Annotated in this window: 23 protein-coding genes; 22 read left to right on the top strand and 1 reads right to left on the bottom strand. The window is 54.9% G+C overall.

Going from position 1 to position 12,774, the window contains the following annotated elements:
• The 22 genes from VGE80_RS17685 to VGE80_RS17580 all read left to right on the top strand — a co-directional run.
• The coding region (locus tag VGE80_RS17685) for a ribosomal protein S19 family protein (protein ID WP_440593578.1) at positions 1–124 on the top strand (124 nt) is incomplete at its 5' end.
• 53 nt (positions 125–177) lie between these two features.
• On the top strand, positions 178–549 hold the full coding sequence (rplV, locus tag VGE80_RS17680; protein ID WP_397571627.1) for a 50S ribosomal protein L22: 372 nt from the start codon (positions 178–180) through the stop codon (positions 547–549).
• Positions 550–662: 113 nt separating this feature from the next.
• Complete coding sequence (rpsC, locus tag VGE80_RS17675) at positions 663–1,355, top strand: 30S ribosomal protein S3 (protein WP_373650139.1); 693 nt, start codon at positions 663–665, stop codon at positions 1,353–1,355.
• Positions 1,294–1,707 (top strand): 50S ribosomal protein L16, encoded by a 414-nt coding sequence (gene rplP, locus VGE80_RS17670; protein ID WP_373650140.1) that lies wholly within the window; start codon positions 1,294–1,296, stop codon positions 1,705–1,707. Before rpsC ends, rplP begins: the two co-directional genes overlap by 62 nt.
• 130 nt (positions 1,708–1,837) lie before the next feature.
• Complete coding sequence (rpmC, locus tag VGE80_RS17665; RefSeq protein ID WP_440593577.1) at positions 1,838–2,017, top strand: 50S ribosomal protein L29; 180 nt, start codon at positions 1,838–1,840, stop codon at positions 2,015–2,017.
• A 110-nt stretch (positions 2,018–2,127) separates the two neighbouring features.
• Positions 2,128–2,427 carry a 30S ribosomal protein S17 gene (gene rpsQ, locus VGE80_RS17660; protein WP_397571626.1) on the top strand — a complete coding sequence of 100 codons (300 nt, stop codon included), beginning with the start codon at positions 2,128–2,130 and terminating at the stop codon, positions 2,425–2,427.
• A gap of 136 nt (positions 2,428–2,563) precedes the next feature.
• Positions 2,564–2,929, top strand: coding sequence for a 50S ribosomal protein L14 (rplN, locus tag VGE80_RS17655; protein ID WP_373650143.1), 366 nt, complete (start codon positions 2,564–2,566; stop codon positions 2,927–2,929).
• A gap of 24 nt (positions 2,930–2,953) precedes the next feature.
• A complete protein-coding gene (rplX, locus tag VGE80_RS17650) occupies positions 2,954–3,295 on the top strand; it encodes a 50S ribosomal protein L24 (RefSeq protein ID WP_373650144.1) in 342 nt (113 codons plus the stop codon).
• Positions 3,296–3,335: 40 nt separating this feature from the next.
• Positions 3,336–3,887, top strand: coding sequence for a 50S ribosomal protein L5 (gene rplE / locus VGE80_RS17645; protein WP_373650145.1), 552 nt, complete (start codon positions 3,336–3,338; stop codon positions 3,885–3,887).
• A 144-nt stretch (positions 3,888–4,031) separates the two neighbouring features.
• Positions 4,032–4,217: a type Z 30S ribosomal protein S14 gene (locus tag VGE80_RS17640; RefSeq protein ID WP_373650146.1), complete on the top strand. Its 186-nt coding sequence runs from the start codon at positions 4,032–4,034 to the stop codon at positions 4,215–4,217.
• A gap of 4 nt (positions 4,218–4,221) precedes the next feature.
• A complete protein-coding gene (gene rpsH, locus VGE80_RS17635; protein ID WP_397571625.1) occupies positions 4,222–4,611 on the top strand; it encodes a 30S ribosomal protein S8 in 390 nt (129 codons plus the stop codon).
• Positions 4,612–4,641: 30 nt separating this feature from the next.
• Positions 4,642–5,184 carry a 50S ribosomal protein L6 gene (gene rplF, locus VGE80_RS17630; RefSeq protein WP_373650148.1) on the top strand — a complete coding sequence of 181 codons (543 nt, stop codon included), beginning with the start codon at positions 4,642–4,644 and terminating at the stop codon, positions 5,182–5,184.
• A gap of 41 nt (positions 5,185–5,225) precedes the next feature.
• A complete protein-coding gene (gene rplR, locus VGE80_RS17625; RefSeq protein ID WP_440593576.1) occupies positions 5,226–5,588 on the top strand; it encodes a 50S ribosomal protein L18 in 363 nt (120 codons plus the stop codon).
• Between the two features lie 48 nt (positions 5,589–5,636).
• Positions 5,637–6,119, top strand: a complete 483-nt coding sequence (gene rpsE, locus VGE80_RS17620) for a 30S ribosomal protein S5 (RefSeq protein ID WP_373650150.1) — start codon at positions 5,637–5,639, stop codon at positions 6,117–6,119.
• The gene (gene rplO / locus VGE80_RS17615; protein WP_373650151.1) at positions 6,120–6,587 is read left to right on the top strand and encodes a 50S ribosomal protein L15; all 468 of its coding nucleotides are present in this window, start codon (positions 6,120–6,122) and stop codon (positions 6,585–6,587) included. It begins immediately after the preceding gene.
• 8 nt (positions 6,588–6,595) lie between these two features.
• Positions 6,596–7,963 carry a preprotein translocase subunit SecY gene (gene secY / locus VGE80_RS17610; protein WP_397571623.1) on the top strand — a complete coding sequence of 456 codons (1,368 nt, stop codon included), beginning with the start codon at positions 6,596–6,598 and terminating at the stop codon, positions 7,961–7,963.
• Between the two features lie 5 nt (positions 7,964–7,968).
• On the top strand, positions 7,969–8,085 hold the full coding sequence (gene rpmJ / locus VGE80_RS17605; RefSeq protein ID WP_373650153.1) for a 50S ribosomal protein L36: 117 nt from the start codon (positions 7,969–7,971) through the stop codon (positions 8,083–8,085).
• A 57-nt stretch (positions 8,086–8,142) separates the two neighbouring features.
• Positions 8,143–8,529, top strand: coding sequence for a 30S ribosomal protein S13 (gene rpsM, locus VGE80_RS17600; RefSeq protein WP_373650154.1), 387 nt, complete (start codon positions 8,143–8,145; stop codon positions 8,527–8,529).
• A gap of 140 nt (positions 8,530–8,669) precedes the next feature.
• Positions 8,670–9,050, top strand: coding sequence for a 30S ribosomal protein S11 (gene rpsK / locus VGE80_RS17595; protein WP_397571622.1), 381 nt, complete (start codon positions 8,670–8,672; stop codon positions 9,048–9,050).
• A gap of 57 nt (positions 9,051–9,107) precedes the next feature.
• A complete protein-coding gene (locus VGE80_RS17590) occupies positions 9,108–10,127 on the top strand; it encodes a DNA-directed RNA polymerase subunit alpha (protein ID WP_373650156.1) in 1,020 nt (339 codons plus the stop codon).
• A gap of 140 nt (positions 10,128–10,267) precedes the next feature.
• A complete protein-coding gene (locus VGE80_RS17585; RefSeq protein WP_397571621.1) occupies positions 10,268–10,840 on the top strand; it encodes a bL17 family ribosomal protein in 573 nt (190 codons plus the stop codon).
• Positions 10,841–10,953: 113 nt separating this feature from the next.
• Complete coding sequence (locus VGE80_RS17580; protein ID WP_397571620.1) at positions 10,954–11,910, top strand: phosphate acyltransferase; 957 nt, start codon at positions 10,954–10,956, stop codon at positions 11,908–11,910.
• A gap of 354 nt (positions 11,911–12,264) precedes the next feature.
• On the opposite strand, the gene VGE80_RS17575 is transcribed toward VGE80_RS17580, so the two are convergent.
• A partial coding sequence (locus VGE80_RS17575; protein WP_440593575.1) for an SGNH/GDSL hydrolase family protein occupies positions 12,265–12,774 on the bottom strand: 510 nt, incomplete at its 5' end.

Below are 12,774 nucleotides of genomic sequence, written 5' to 3'. Positions count from 1 at the left end.
CATGGTGCATAACGGCCGTACGCACGTCAGTGTGTACGTGACGGAAGAAATGGTCGGGCACAAGCTCGGCGAGTTCTCGCAGACCCGCTTGTTCCGCGGGCACGGGAATAAGGGTAATAAGTAAGGTTTGCAGAATACCAGGCGCGGTTCGAAGGCTTCGAATCGCCTGGCATTTGAATGAAACAACAGCATTTTCGGTCCGGTGTTAACATGGCTTACGTTGCAAAACTACAATACGCTCGAATTGCTCCGACGAAGGTTCATCACTTGTTGACCCTCGTGCGAGGAAAGACAGTGGACGCAGGTTTGGACACGCTGCGGTTCATGCCGCATCGGAGTGCGCGGATGATCGAGAAATTGATCAAGAGCGCACGGGCGAATGCTGAAGACCGTGGTGAGCGTAACGTCGGATCGCTTTACGTCTCGACAGCGACCGCAGGATCGGGTCCCACGCTGAAGCGTATCCAGCCTCATGCTCGCGGGATCGGCTTCATGATTAAGAAGCGGTTTACGCATATCACGATTGGTCTGGAAGCACGGAACAGCTGAAGATCGGGCCGGGCGAAATGCCGACGATGTTCGTCGACAGAAGAATTGTAGTTTTCGAGTGACAGATAGAACTTAAACGTACTCGTGGCGAGTGCGAATGGAGAACTCGGCAAATGGGCCAAAAGGTTCGTCCAACCGGATTTCGGTTAGGTATTTGCGAGGATTGGAGGAGTCGCTGGTACGCGACTAAAGCCGAGTTCGGCGACCTGCTGATCGAAGATCACAAGATTCGCGCGTTCGTCAAGAAGCGTTATGAGTTCGCTGCAATTCATAAGGTCGAGATTGAACGAACTCGCGATCAGGTGATTTGTCATGTTCATACGGCTCGTCCCGGGATCATCATTGGCCGAAAAGGCCAGGAAGTTGATCGTCTGAAGGGTGAGCTCGAGGATCTGACTGGTCGGCATATGGATCTGAAGATCGTCGAGATCGGACAACCCGCTCGCAGTGCTGTGCTGGTAGCAGAAGACATCGCACAACAGTTGGTAAAACGGGGCAGTTTTCGCAAAGTGATCAAGCGGTCGCTGGATCAATCGATGGAAGCTGGCGTCGATGGTGTGAAGATTGAGCTCTCTGGTCGCCTCGGTGGTGCAGAGATGTCTCGAACCGAGAAGGCTGCACGGGGATCGATTCCGCTGTCGACACTTCGAAAGCGAATTGATTACGGTCTGGCGGTCGCTCGGACAACGATGGGTACAATTGGCGTCAAGGTTTGGATCGATTTAGGCGACGAGGAGGTGAACGATGGCACTCATGCCCAAGCGGGTCAAGCATCGCAAAGAGCAAAGAGGACGCGTAAAAGGTAACGCGACGCGCGGTGCAACGGTTGCTTTCGGCGAATGGGGCCTTCAGACATTAGATGCTGGTCACATCCGCGGGAACACCATTGAAGCGTGTCGAGTTGCTGCAACGCAATACGTCCGTGGCGAAGGCAAGTTGTACATTCGCATTTTCCCGAACAAGCCTATGACGGCTCGGCCGCTGGAAACGCGAATGGGTAAAGGAAAAGGGGAGCCGGACCACTGGGTTGCGGTGATCCGTCCTGGTAAAGTTTTGTTTGAACTGGCTGGTGTTTCACAGGCTGCTGCGAAAGAATGTTTCGCCCGCGTCGCCTACAAACTGCCAGTCCGCGTAAGAATGGTCGGAAGACACGTCTGATTTGTGTCGGATGAATTAGAGTGGTCGCGTCAATTTGAGTGAGAGCTGGTTCCTTCTTTCAGGAACAGCTCTCTGACGGCGACATTGAGTATCGGAGAGCATTGTGCATCGTTGCGATGATTTGCGTCAGATGGCGGTTGATCAACTGGAGAACCTGGCACTCGATTGTGCAAAGGAAGAGTTCGGTTACCGGTTCGGTTCGCACGATGACGCCAAGAAGAAAGTTGGCCTCCGGTCAACCCTTCGTCGTCAGATTGCCCGAATTCTGACGGTGATCGCCGAGAAGCAGAATGCTGCGTCGGGTACTTGAGTTGAGTCGTTGTAATCGTCACTCGTGATGTAGACTCGTTAATCAATGTCGTGATTCAGAAATTTGGTAAGAGCCCGTTCGGTTTGGCCGCGGCTGGCAGGAAATGATTTATGAGAAGGCGACTCGTTGGTGTTGTGGCTTCTGACCGTTGTGACAAGACACGAAGGGTCGAAGTTCGTCGTGTGTACCGTCACGCCAAGTATCAAAAGACGGTGACCGGAACGACCGTCTGCCACGCTCATGATGAAGAAAATGTCTCCAAGGTGGGCGATGTGGTCGAGATCATCGAGAGCCGTCCGATGTCGCGGCTCAAGCGATGGTGTGTCGTCAGCGTCGTGACCAGCGCAAGGAAGGCGGACTCGGCAATTCCTTACAACGACGCTCCTGCCACCGAATCGGCGCAGTCCTGATCCTGGATTGCTGTTGACGGTGATGAGTTGAGACGTTGTGTTAGCGGATTTTGTAGCGGCCTTCACTCGAGAGAACAGTCGGCGAGCGGCCAGCAAAGACTCCTTGTCAATTGCGTCTGGGAAATTGGTGCCTTAAATGATTCAAATGCAGACAATGGTGAATGTGGCCGACAACACGGGCGCGAAAACCGCCCGCTGTATCAAGGTCCTCGGTTCAAATCGTCGCTATGCCGGCCTGGGTGACATCGTCGTGGTTGCCGTTCAGCGTGCACTGCCTAACGGTGGCGTAGGCAAGAAGGCGGTCGTAAAGGGTGTTGTTGTTCGCACGCGGAAGCCATACCGTCGCGTCGATGGCAGCTACATTCGTTTTGACGCCAACGCGATCGTGCTGGTTGACAACGACAACAATCCACGTGGTACCCGCATCTTCGGGGCTGTCGCCCGTGAGCTGCGCGATCAACGGTTTATGAAGATTATCAGCCTGGCTTCGGAAGTTGTCTAAGCTGCAACATTGAAGGTAGTTATCATGCGGATGCGTAAAGGTGATCTTGTGGTGGTTGTCACTGGCGATGATGCCAGTAAGACTCCGCGTAAGGTTGTGCGTGTGCTGGATGGCGGTGAGCGCATCCTCGTGGAAGGTGTGAATCGCGTCTACAAGCATGTCAAGAAGGGCCATCCAAGCAGCCCCGGAGGCGGACGTGTGCCTCGCGATATGCCAATTGCCAGCTCAAACGCGATGGTTTACTGCAGTCAGTGCAGTAAGGGCGTTCGGGTCGGGACGCGAGTCACTGCAGATTCACGAGAGCGATACTGCAAAGCGTGCAAGACATCACTGGGAACTATTGGTCGTAAGAAGGCTGACGCGTAGCGTTCGCCGGTAGATCTGGCGAATTGGTCAGGATAAGAAAATGTCACGGTTGCTTGAAAAGTATAAGACGACGATCCTTCCCGGTCTGAAGACAGCCCTGGGTCGCGAGAACGTACACTCAATTCCACGGATCACCAAAGTGGTGGTCAGCATGGGTTTGGGGAAGGCGCTTGCCGATCGCAAGCGGATCGATGAGGCCGTCGACCATTTGAAGACGATCGTTGGTCAGAAGCCACAGGTTACGAAGTCTCGCATCGCCGTTTCAGGTTTTCGGTTGCGTGAAGGTGTGGATGTGGGTTGTAAAGTGACGCTGCGTGGCGCACGGATGTACGACTTCATCGATCGCCTGATCACCCTGGCGTTGCCACGAGTCCGCGACTTCCGTGGTGTTCGGGCCACGGGCTTCGACGGAAACGGCAATTTCAGCATGGGGCTGAATGAGCAGACAGTGTTTCCGGAAATCGATCCTGATCGCGTGACCTACGTACAAGGGATGAATATCGCGATCGTGACAACGGCGAGCAGTGATGCTGAAGCCTTGCTGTTGCTGCGGGAAATCGGTATTCCATTCGCTAAAGAACAAGTCGCCTGAGTCTCAGTCATCGCCGAATCGACTCCCTCGGTTGCAAGCGGGTTGAATCTCGGTCACGAAATTAAGCAGTACGTGGTTTTGAATTGAAAGTAGCTACGCCGATCCCGTGGATGACACGGATGCCGCAGTAGCGAGGGAGAGAAAATGGCAACGGCAGCGCATGTTGTGAAGGCGAACAAGAAGCCGAAGTTCAGCTCGCGCATCGAACATCGATGCCAGTTGTGCGGACGTTCGCGAGCGGTGTATCGCAAGTTTAAGTTGTGCCGCATTTGCTTCAGAAATCTGGCGTTGGACGGGATGATTCCAGGGGTCAAGAAGGCGAGTTGGTGACGTTATGGCAGACGGTGTGTCGGACATGATTACGAGAATTCGCAACGCGGTGAAGAACCAGAGCCCGTTTGTGAATGTACTTGACTCCAAGCTCAATCGTTCCATCTTGGACGCGATGGCTCGTGAAGGTTACATTTGGAGCCACGAAGCGCCAGCCGAAACCAAGGGCGTGATCCGTGTGACGTTGAAGTATGCTGCAGACGGTGGTGCGGTTGTGCGACACCTGCAGCGCGTCAGCCGGCCAGGTTGCCGGGTGTACTCGACCGTGGACAAGCTGCCACAGGTTTTGCAGGGACTCGGGGTTTGTATTGTTTCGACGAACAAGGGTGTATTGAGCAGTCGAGAGGCGCGTCAGCAGCGAGTCGGCGGCGAAGTGTTGTTCGTCCTTTGGTGATCGTCTGCGTATAGAAATTGAGACTAGAGAATGTCGCGAGTAGGTAAAAAACCGATTCCAATTCCGCAAGGGGTTACGTTCGCTTTCAAAGACGGTGTCGCAACCGCCTCGAAAGGGAATCGCACGCTGACTGTTCCTGTCGACAACCGGATCAGCCTGAAGGTGAACGATGGGAACACTGTTGTTGTTGAGCGAATCAACGATAACCGTGAGAGTCGCGCACTGCACGGACTGACGCGAGCCCTGGTCAACAACATGGTCGTTGGTCTGGTTCAGCCGTGGGAAGTCAAGCTTGAGATCGTCGGCGTCGGCTATCAAGCCGCTCTGAAGAACAATGTTATTTCGCTGCAGGTCGGTTTTGCGAACAACATCGAGTTGAAAGTTCCCGAAGGTGTTTCGTGTGAGCTTCCTGACAACACCCACGTGGTGATCAAGAGCGCCGACAAGCACGCTGCTGGACAGTTCGCGGCGAACATTCGCGCTGTGCGTCCGCCTGAACCTTATAAAGGTAAGGGCATTCGGTACGCGGGCGAACATGTTCGTCGTAAGGCCGGTAAAGCGTTCGGTAGCTAAGTCAAGTCATTTGCTGATTCAACGGTGTCGAAGAGGTCTTTATGAACGGTCAGGAAATCATCGCGACGCAACGTCGCCGTCGTCAGTTTCGGGTACGAAACCGACTGAGAAGCGGTCGTCCCCGCTTGTCTGTCTTCCGCAGCGGTCGTCACATTTACGCCCAGGTGATCGACGACGCGACCGGTCAGACGCTGGCATCGGCTTCGTCACTGGATACCGCGCTCCGTGGTAAGGTTACCAGCGGTGGCAACTGTGCCGGAGCAGAAGTGATTGGACGTGAGATCGCCGAACGGGCGCTGGCCAAAGGGATTAAGGCCGTTTCTTACGATCGTGGTCCTTATCGGTTCCACGGTCGACTGGCGAAGTTGGCAGAAGCAGCCCGTGCTGCTGGGTTGGATTTCTAAGTCAATTGACCTTTTGGTTACGTGTCTGGGTGTCTGGAGATAAACAAAGTGGCGGGTGATAAATCAAATTCAGATTCCCCGGAACGCGTCGTCCAAATCCGGCGATGTGCTTGCGTGGTCAAAGGCGGACGTCGGTTCAGCTTTACCGCGCTTGTGGTTGTCGGGGACGGCGAAGGCCGCGTGGGATACGGCTACGGTAAAGCGGTTGAGGTTCCACTCGCGGTTGAGAAAGCTGTGAAGGCAGCCAACCGAACGATGATGCGATGCCCGCTGACCAAGAACTCGATCCCGCACCAGGTGATTGGCAAGTACGGTTCAAGCCTCGTCATGCTGATGCCAGCAAATCCCGGAACGGGGATTATCGCCGGCGCTTGCGTGCGGGCAGTGGCAGAATCGCTTGGTCTGACCGACGTGTTGACGAAGGTTCGTGGATCGAGCAACCCCATCAACGTCATCAAAGCGACGTTCGATGCGCTGAAACAATTGAGAAGCCGCGAAGAGATCGGTCGGCTGAGAGAGGTGGGTGTCTAAATGATGATTCACGATTTGGGGCTTGAAACCCCAAGGAAAAAGCGCAAGCGAGTTGGACGCGGTATTGGCTCTGGCCACGGCAAGACCTCGGGACGCGGGCACAAGGGTGCCGGCAGCCGATCTGGCCATAAAGATCGCGTCGGGTTCGAGGGTGGTCAAATGCCACTCGCCCGCCGAGTCGCGAAGCGTGGTTTCTCGAACAATCAATTCGCTCCGAATGTTGCTGAGATCAATCTCAAAGATCTGGACAAAGCATTCGAGTCTGACACTGTCGTCGATATCGCCGCTCTGCGTAAGGCCGGCCTGGCACCAAACGGCAAGGTCTCCGTTCGGATCCTCGGATTTGGCGAGCTGACAAAGCGGCTGACCGTGCATGCGAACCACTTCTCGCGGTCTGCTGAAGCGGCAATCGTTGCCAAGGGTGGCCGAGTCGAGCGATCCTTGCACAGCGCAGATTATGCTGGATAAACAAGTACATGTTTAAGCACCTCCGCAACGTTTTTTCGATTCCCGAGCTTCGAAATCGGCTGCTGTTGACGCTGGTTCTGCTGGCGGTCTATCGGCTCGGGTTTTCGATGCCTCTGCCATTCGTCAACCAGGAAGCGCTGGCGGAAAGCCTGTCGCGCCAGGGTGGCAGTGGCGTTGGTCAGATGATGAGCATGTTGTCGCTGTTCTCAGCGTCTAACATCGGTAATCTGACCATCTTCGGTCTTGGCATCATGCCGTATATTTCGGCATCAATCATCTTCCAGTTGCTCGGGACGGTTTATCCCCCTCTCGAGAAGCTGCAGAAAGAGGGCGAGGCGGGTCGGAAGAAGATCAACGAGTGGACGCGATATGCGACGGTGGTGATCTGCTTCATCCAGAGTTATTTCTGGATTGTTGTGCTTTCCGGTGGATCTGGCGGCAGTGAAAGAATCATTCTGCCTGAGTTTGACAATTTCTACATGCGGATTATCTGCACGGTGACGATGACGGCCGGCAGCGTGTTGCTGATGTGGATCGGGGAACAAATTGACGAGTATGGCGTTGGAAACGGCGTAAGCTTGCTGATCATGGCTGGCATTCTCTCCCGCCTTCCGACAGCACTGGGAAGTTTGATTGCACCCGCATTCAAAAGTGGAATTGGGTTGGGGAGCTCGGCCGGGATTGACCGCTTGATTCTTCTCGTGGTCGTCTTCTTCGGTGTCGTCTGGTGGGTTGTGCTGATCACGCAGGCGACCCGCAAGATTCCTGTCCAAAGCGCGAAGCATGTACGTGGGAATAAGGTCTACGGCGGCCGCGTCGATCATCTGCCATTGCGGCTGAACCAGTCGGGGGTGATGCCAATCATCTTCGCATCCAGCCTGCTCATGTTCCCCTGGCTTGCGTTTAAGCAGCTCGCTGCGTTGAATATTGATTTTATGGGTTTGGGGGCGCTATTCACGAAATTGGAGAGTGCTTTCTCGAATCACGGTGGGTTCCTCTACAATGTCTGCTACATCGCTCTGATTTTCTTTTTCTGCTATTTCTGGACGGCGATTACATTCAATCCCACGGAAATGGCGTCGAACCTGAAAGATTACGGGAGCTTCATCCCAGGTTACCGTCCTGGTGATCGCACGGCGGCGTATCTGGAGCGAGTGATGACCCGAGTGACCTACGTCGGGGCGGCATTCCTGTCCCTGGTGGCGGTCATTCCAACGGTGATTTCCGGACTGCTGAATCTCGATGCCACGGTTTCGAGTTTCTACGGCGGAACTGGCTTGTTGATTTGCGTTTCTGTGGCGATCGATTTGATTCACAAGATAGACAGCTACCTCGTGGCCCGCCAACAACCCGGGTTGCTTGACGTGCAGGAGTAGAGACGATGAAGGTTCGTGCTAGCGTAAAGTTGATTTGCGAAGGCTGTAAGGTTGTCCGCCGCAAAGGTCGCGTATATATCATTTGCTCAACCAACCCACGCCATAAGCAGCGACAGGGTTAACAAGACTCGTTGGGCGTTGGGTAGTCAATAAAAAGTTTTTCGATTGGGTGATGAGTTATGCCGCGTATTCAGGGTGTGGATTTGCCGAACGACAAGCATGTCGTGGTGGCGTTGCAGTACATCTACGGCATCGGTGATTGGGTCGCGGCTGAGATCTGCTTCCGGTTAGGGATTGATCCCTTCCTGAAGGCGTCGGCGTTGACCGACGAGACCGTGTCCCGGATCACTGGATTGCTCGACAAGGACTACCTCGTTGAAGGTCAGCTCCGTCGTACGATTCAGCAGAACATCGCTCGTCTCCGAGATATTCAGAGCTATCGCGGACTTCGTCATCGCCGCAACCTGCCCGTTCGCGGTCAGCGTACACGCACTAACGCCCGTACGCGGAAGGGCGTTAAGAAGACGGTTGCCGGTAAGAAGGGCGTCAAGGACATGAAGCACTGATCGAAGTTCGATTCAGTCGATGTCCCTTTCGGCCATTCAGGCGTATTTGTTCCATTGGGTGGCGTGATTGCCACCTGCACAGTAATCTGCCCTGCACAATTGTGTCTCTGGGTTGTTGAATTTGGACTACAGGTTTCGTTATGGCAAAAGTTAAAAAACGCAAGGTGCGACGAAATATCACCCGTGGTATTGCGCACATTCAGGCGACATTCAACAACACGATCGTGACCATCACCGACGTAAACGGTGACGTGCTGTGCTGGGCTTCGGCCGGGACCGTTGGTTTCAAGGGGAGCCGTAAGAGCACCCCGTTCGCTGCTCAGCGAGCTGCCGAGACCTGTTCGGAACGCGCCGCGAAGTTCGGTATGAAGGAAATGGAAGTCCAGGTCAAAGGTCCTGGCTCCGGTCGTGAGAGCGCGATTACCGGTCTTCAGACCTCGGGTGTCGTGGTTCGCTCGATTGAGGATATTACGCCAATCCCGCATAATGGGTGTCGGCCACGGAAGAAGCGACGCGTCTGATACCTTTGGTTCGGGCGTTCGTGGGTACGATTTTCGACGTTTGTAGGTGATTATTCAATGAGAATTCGCTGGCGCGGCCTTGAATTGCCGAATCGGGTCGTCACCGAGAAAGAGACCCTGACGAGCACGTACGGCAAATTTGTGATCGAGCCATTCGAGCGTGGCTTTGGTGCGACGATCGGAAACAGTTTGCGACGGATTTTGCTGTCGAGCCTGGAAGGTAGTTCGGTCACACGGATCAAGATTCAGGGTGTCCAGCACGAATTCACCACCATCCCCGGTATCGTTGAAGACGTCACGGACATCTGTCTGAATTTGAAGTCGGTTGTTGTTAAGAATCACGCTTTGGTTCCAAAGACGTTGCGTATTGAGCGTCATGAACGTGGCGTGGTGACCGCGGCGGATATCATTGTTGATGACCAAGTTGAAGTCTACAACAAGGATTTGGTCATCGCGACGATGACTGACGACGTCTCGCTGAACATCGAGATTCAGGTTGAGAATGGTCGCGGTTATTCCCCGGTCTCGGAACAGCCCGAGCATCAGAATGAAGTTGGGGTGATCCCCATCGACGCCATTTTCTCGCCGATCACGCGTGTTCGTTACAAGATCGAAGAGACGCGCGTTGGGCAGCGGACGAACTATGACCGATTGATTCTTGAGATCTGGACTAACGGGACCGTCACACCTGAGATGGCTTTGGTTGAGTCTGCCAAGATTCTGCGTAAGCATCTCAATCCGATCATCACTTATCGTGAGCCTGGTCCCGAAACGTTCCCCGACAGCGGCCTGCGTAATATGCATGAGTCGACGGGATACGCTCCGGTTGATCTGGAGTTGGAAGAACGGTTGTCACGTAGTTTGGCTGAACTGAATTTGTCGGTGCGGGCGACGAACTGTCTCGAGTCCGAAGGGATCAATACCGTTCGCGACTTGGTGACAAGGACGGAAGACCAGTTGCTGCAGGTCCGCAACTTCGGTGACACGACATTGCAGGAAGTTCGTGAGCGGTTGACGTCGATCAACTTGCGTCTGGGGATGCGATTGCCGCAATCGATGCAGCAGCGCGATCGCTAGAAGAGATTTTTGGAGTGATTGGCCCCTGATGCGCGTTGCTCGCGTTCAGGTTGTCAGTCGGGTAAAGTACAGCTTTCCGGTTCAGTCCGTTTCGACGTCTGGGCCGCTCGCAACATACTTGATATGGTTTTGAACAGATCATGCGACATCGAAAAAGCGGACGAAAACTGGGCCGGAATCAGAGTCACCGAAACTCGATGTTCCGCAACATGGCGACCAGTCTGATTTGTTCCAGCAAGCCGGACGCTGCCAGCGGCAATGCTCCTAAGGTGCCTGGACGTATTATCACAACCGTCGAGAAGGCCAAAGAACTGCGTCCCGTGGTCGAGAAGCTGATCACGATGGGCAAGAAGGCTCTTGCCCACCAGGATGCTGCTGCTCAGTTCGCGACTTCGGCTGCTCGAGGCAGTGCTGAATGGGAAGAGTGGCGAAAGTCTGATCGTTGGCAAAAGTGGAATGCCGCGATCGCTCCCGCCGTATCACTGCGTCGCCGAGCATTTGCTGCTCTGCGTAGCAAAGAAGCTGTGGCGATCCTGTTTAGTGAAATCGCTCCCCGGTTCCGTGAACGTCAGGGTGGTTACACTCGCGTTGTGCGACTGGCTGAGTTTCGTCTCGGTGATGCCGGGCGAAAGGCTTTGATCGAGTTCGTCGGTCAGAATGATCGCAAGAGCGTTCGACGTGGCGGAGCTGCCCGTTCGATCGCAACGACTTGATCGATCGTGTCAGGCGTTGTGGGCGCGTGAAATAGATGGCCTTCTTCAGCAGTATTGCTGAGGAAGGCTTTTTTGTTTTATGGTCTTGGATTGCTGTTGTTTGTGAGGTCCCGATGTCACTGCTGAGTTTTGGCTCTCTCTACCAGTTAGCGGATCAGTTGGCGTCTCCCCTGCCCGTCGTGGCTGCGGGAGGGGCAGATCGAACGGTTCTGGAAGCGTTATCGATCGCTCAGCGGCGCGGGTGGGTGAAGCCGATCCTGACAGGCTCGGTTGCTGAGATTGAGTCGCTGGCTCACGACCTTGATATTGAGTTGTCCGAGTTTCAATTGATTGACAGTGACCAACCCGCTGTGGCTGCAGTCGCGGAAGTGAAGGCGGGGCGGGCGAGTCTGCTGATGAAGGGGCAGATTGCGACGCCAGATCTCATGAAAGCGGTGCTTTCTCGTGAGAATGGCCTGCGAACGGAACGTTGCATCTGTCAGGTTGTATTGATGGAAATAGCAAGGGATTCCCGGCGTTTCCTGTTGTCGGACACCGGGATCACCATTCAGCCCACGCTGGAGCAGAAAGCAGATATTCTGCGGAGTATGGTCGACGTGGCGACGGCGTTGAGCGATGGAGCATCCAGTGAACTGCCTCGGATCGGAGTGATGTCGGCCACTGAAAAGGTGACGGAATCGATGCCCGATACTCTGGATGCCGCGGAACTGGCTCGTCGAAACCAGGCGGGCGAATTGCCGGGATGTATCGTACAGGGGCCGCTCTCGTTCGATCTTGCCTACGCGACAGACGCTGCGGAAAAGAAGCGGATCAGTGGATCTGTTGTCGGTGCTGCAGACGGGATGCTGTTCCCGAATCTACTGTCCGCAAATTTGACGGTGAAGGCGTTGATGTACACCGCGGACTGCAAGTTTGGCGGCGTGCTGTGCGGGGCGGCCTGTCCGGTGGTCTTCATGTCGCGAGCTGATTCGACAGAGACGCGGTTGAATTCGCTTGCTTTCACCTTGCGGATGCTGACCGCCAAGGATGAGTTTGTGCGGAGTGGGGGGCCGCAGGACGAAGGCTTGTAGAGGAAACCGGGGGGCCGCAGTTTGCTCTGCTCCGCTCTTCTCTGCCGTGCGATGCAGGTCAGGTCTCCGTTGCCCAGGCGAGTACTTCTTCTTCAGACTGCAGACCGACGGTTGTGGCTTCTGGGGAATGTATCGGCCGCTTTCTGTGATGGGGGGGGCTTGTCTGCTCCTTCACACATCGTCGAGGATACGTCGACACGTGTCGGGACGGCTCCGGAGCTGAAACACCCCGGCAGCCGCGCTCAAGCGGCGAACTGGGGTGTCTGTCGTCTCGAATGAAGAGGGCCGAGTGTCGTAATGCGCTGAAGGCAGACTGGGAAATCAATTAGCCTGAGATCAACCTCACTTGAGGGTTCATGGCTTCACGAACTGCTTTCTGATCAGGGGAGTCAGGAACCTCGCTGTTTCGTCTCCGATGACGTGGTAACCTGCCAGATTCGGATGCCGATCGCCGAACCAGCCGGGAAGATGTCCAAAATGGGCATCCAGGCGGTTGTCGAGCACTTCGACGGTTGGGGAACTTCCAGGGACGACGAAGGGCTTCACAAATTCGCGTCGATTTTCCGGGATTTTATCCAGGGGAAAACGGCGGTAGTTGAGCATGTCAGGCCCCCGCTCCAGTTCCGCGGCGTATCGCGGGTAGATGTCGAAAAGCAGTAACCCTTCGGCCTTGGCGACTGCAACGTTCTGGTGGTTGATCCGCGTCGTCAACGCTTCATTTCCGTAGGGGATGACTGTCATCACGATGAGGGTGGCCTTCGGATGGTCGGTCTTCAGCCGCTCGATGAGTTCGTGATAATCCCTGGCAAAGTTCTCGTCGAAGTTTTCACGGCGGCCGACGTCATTCAAGCCGTAGCGAATGAG

This window comes from Schlesneria sp., from assembly GCF_036405755.1.
GTDB lineage: Bacteria > Planctomycetota > Planctomycetia > Planctomycetales > Planctomycetaceae > Schlesneria > Schlesneria sphaerica.
Note: the sequence above shows the minus strand (reverse complement) of the source record. Positions and strands in the feature narration are given on the sequence as shown.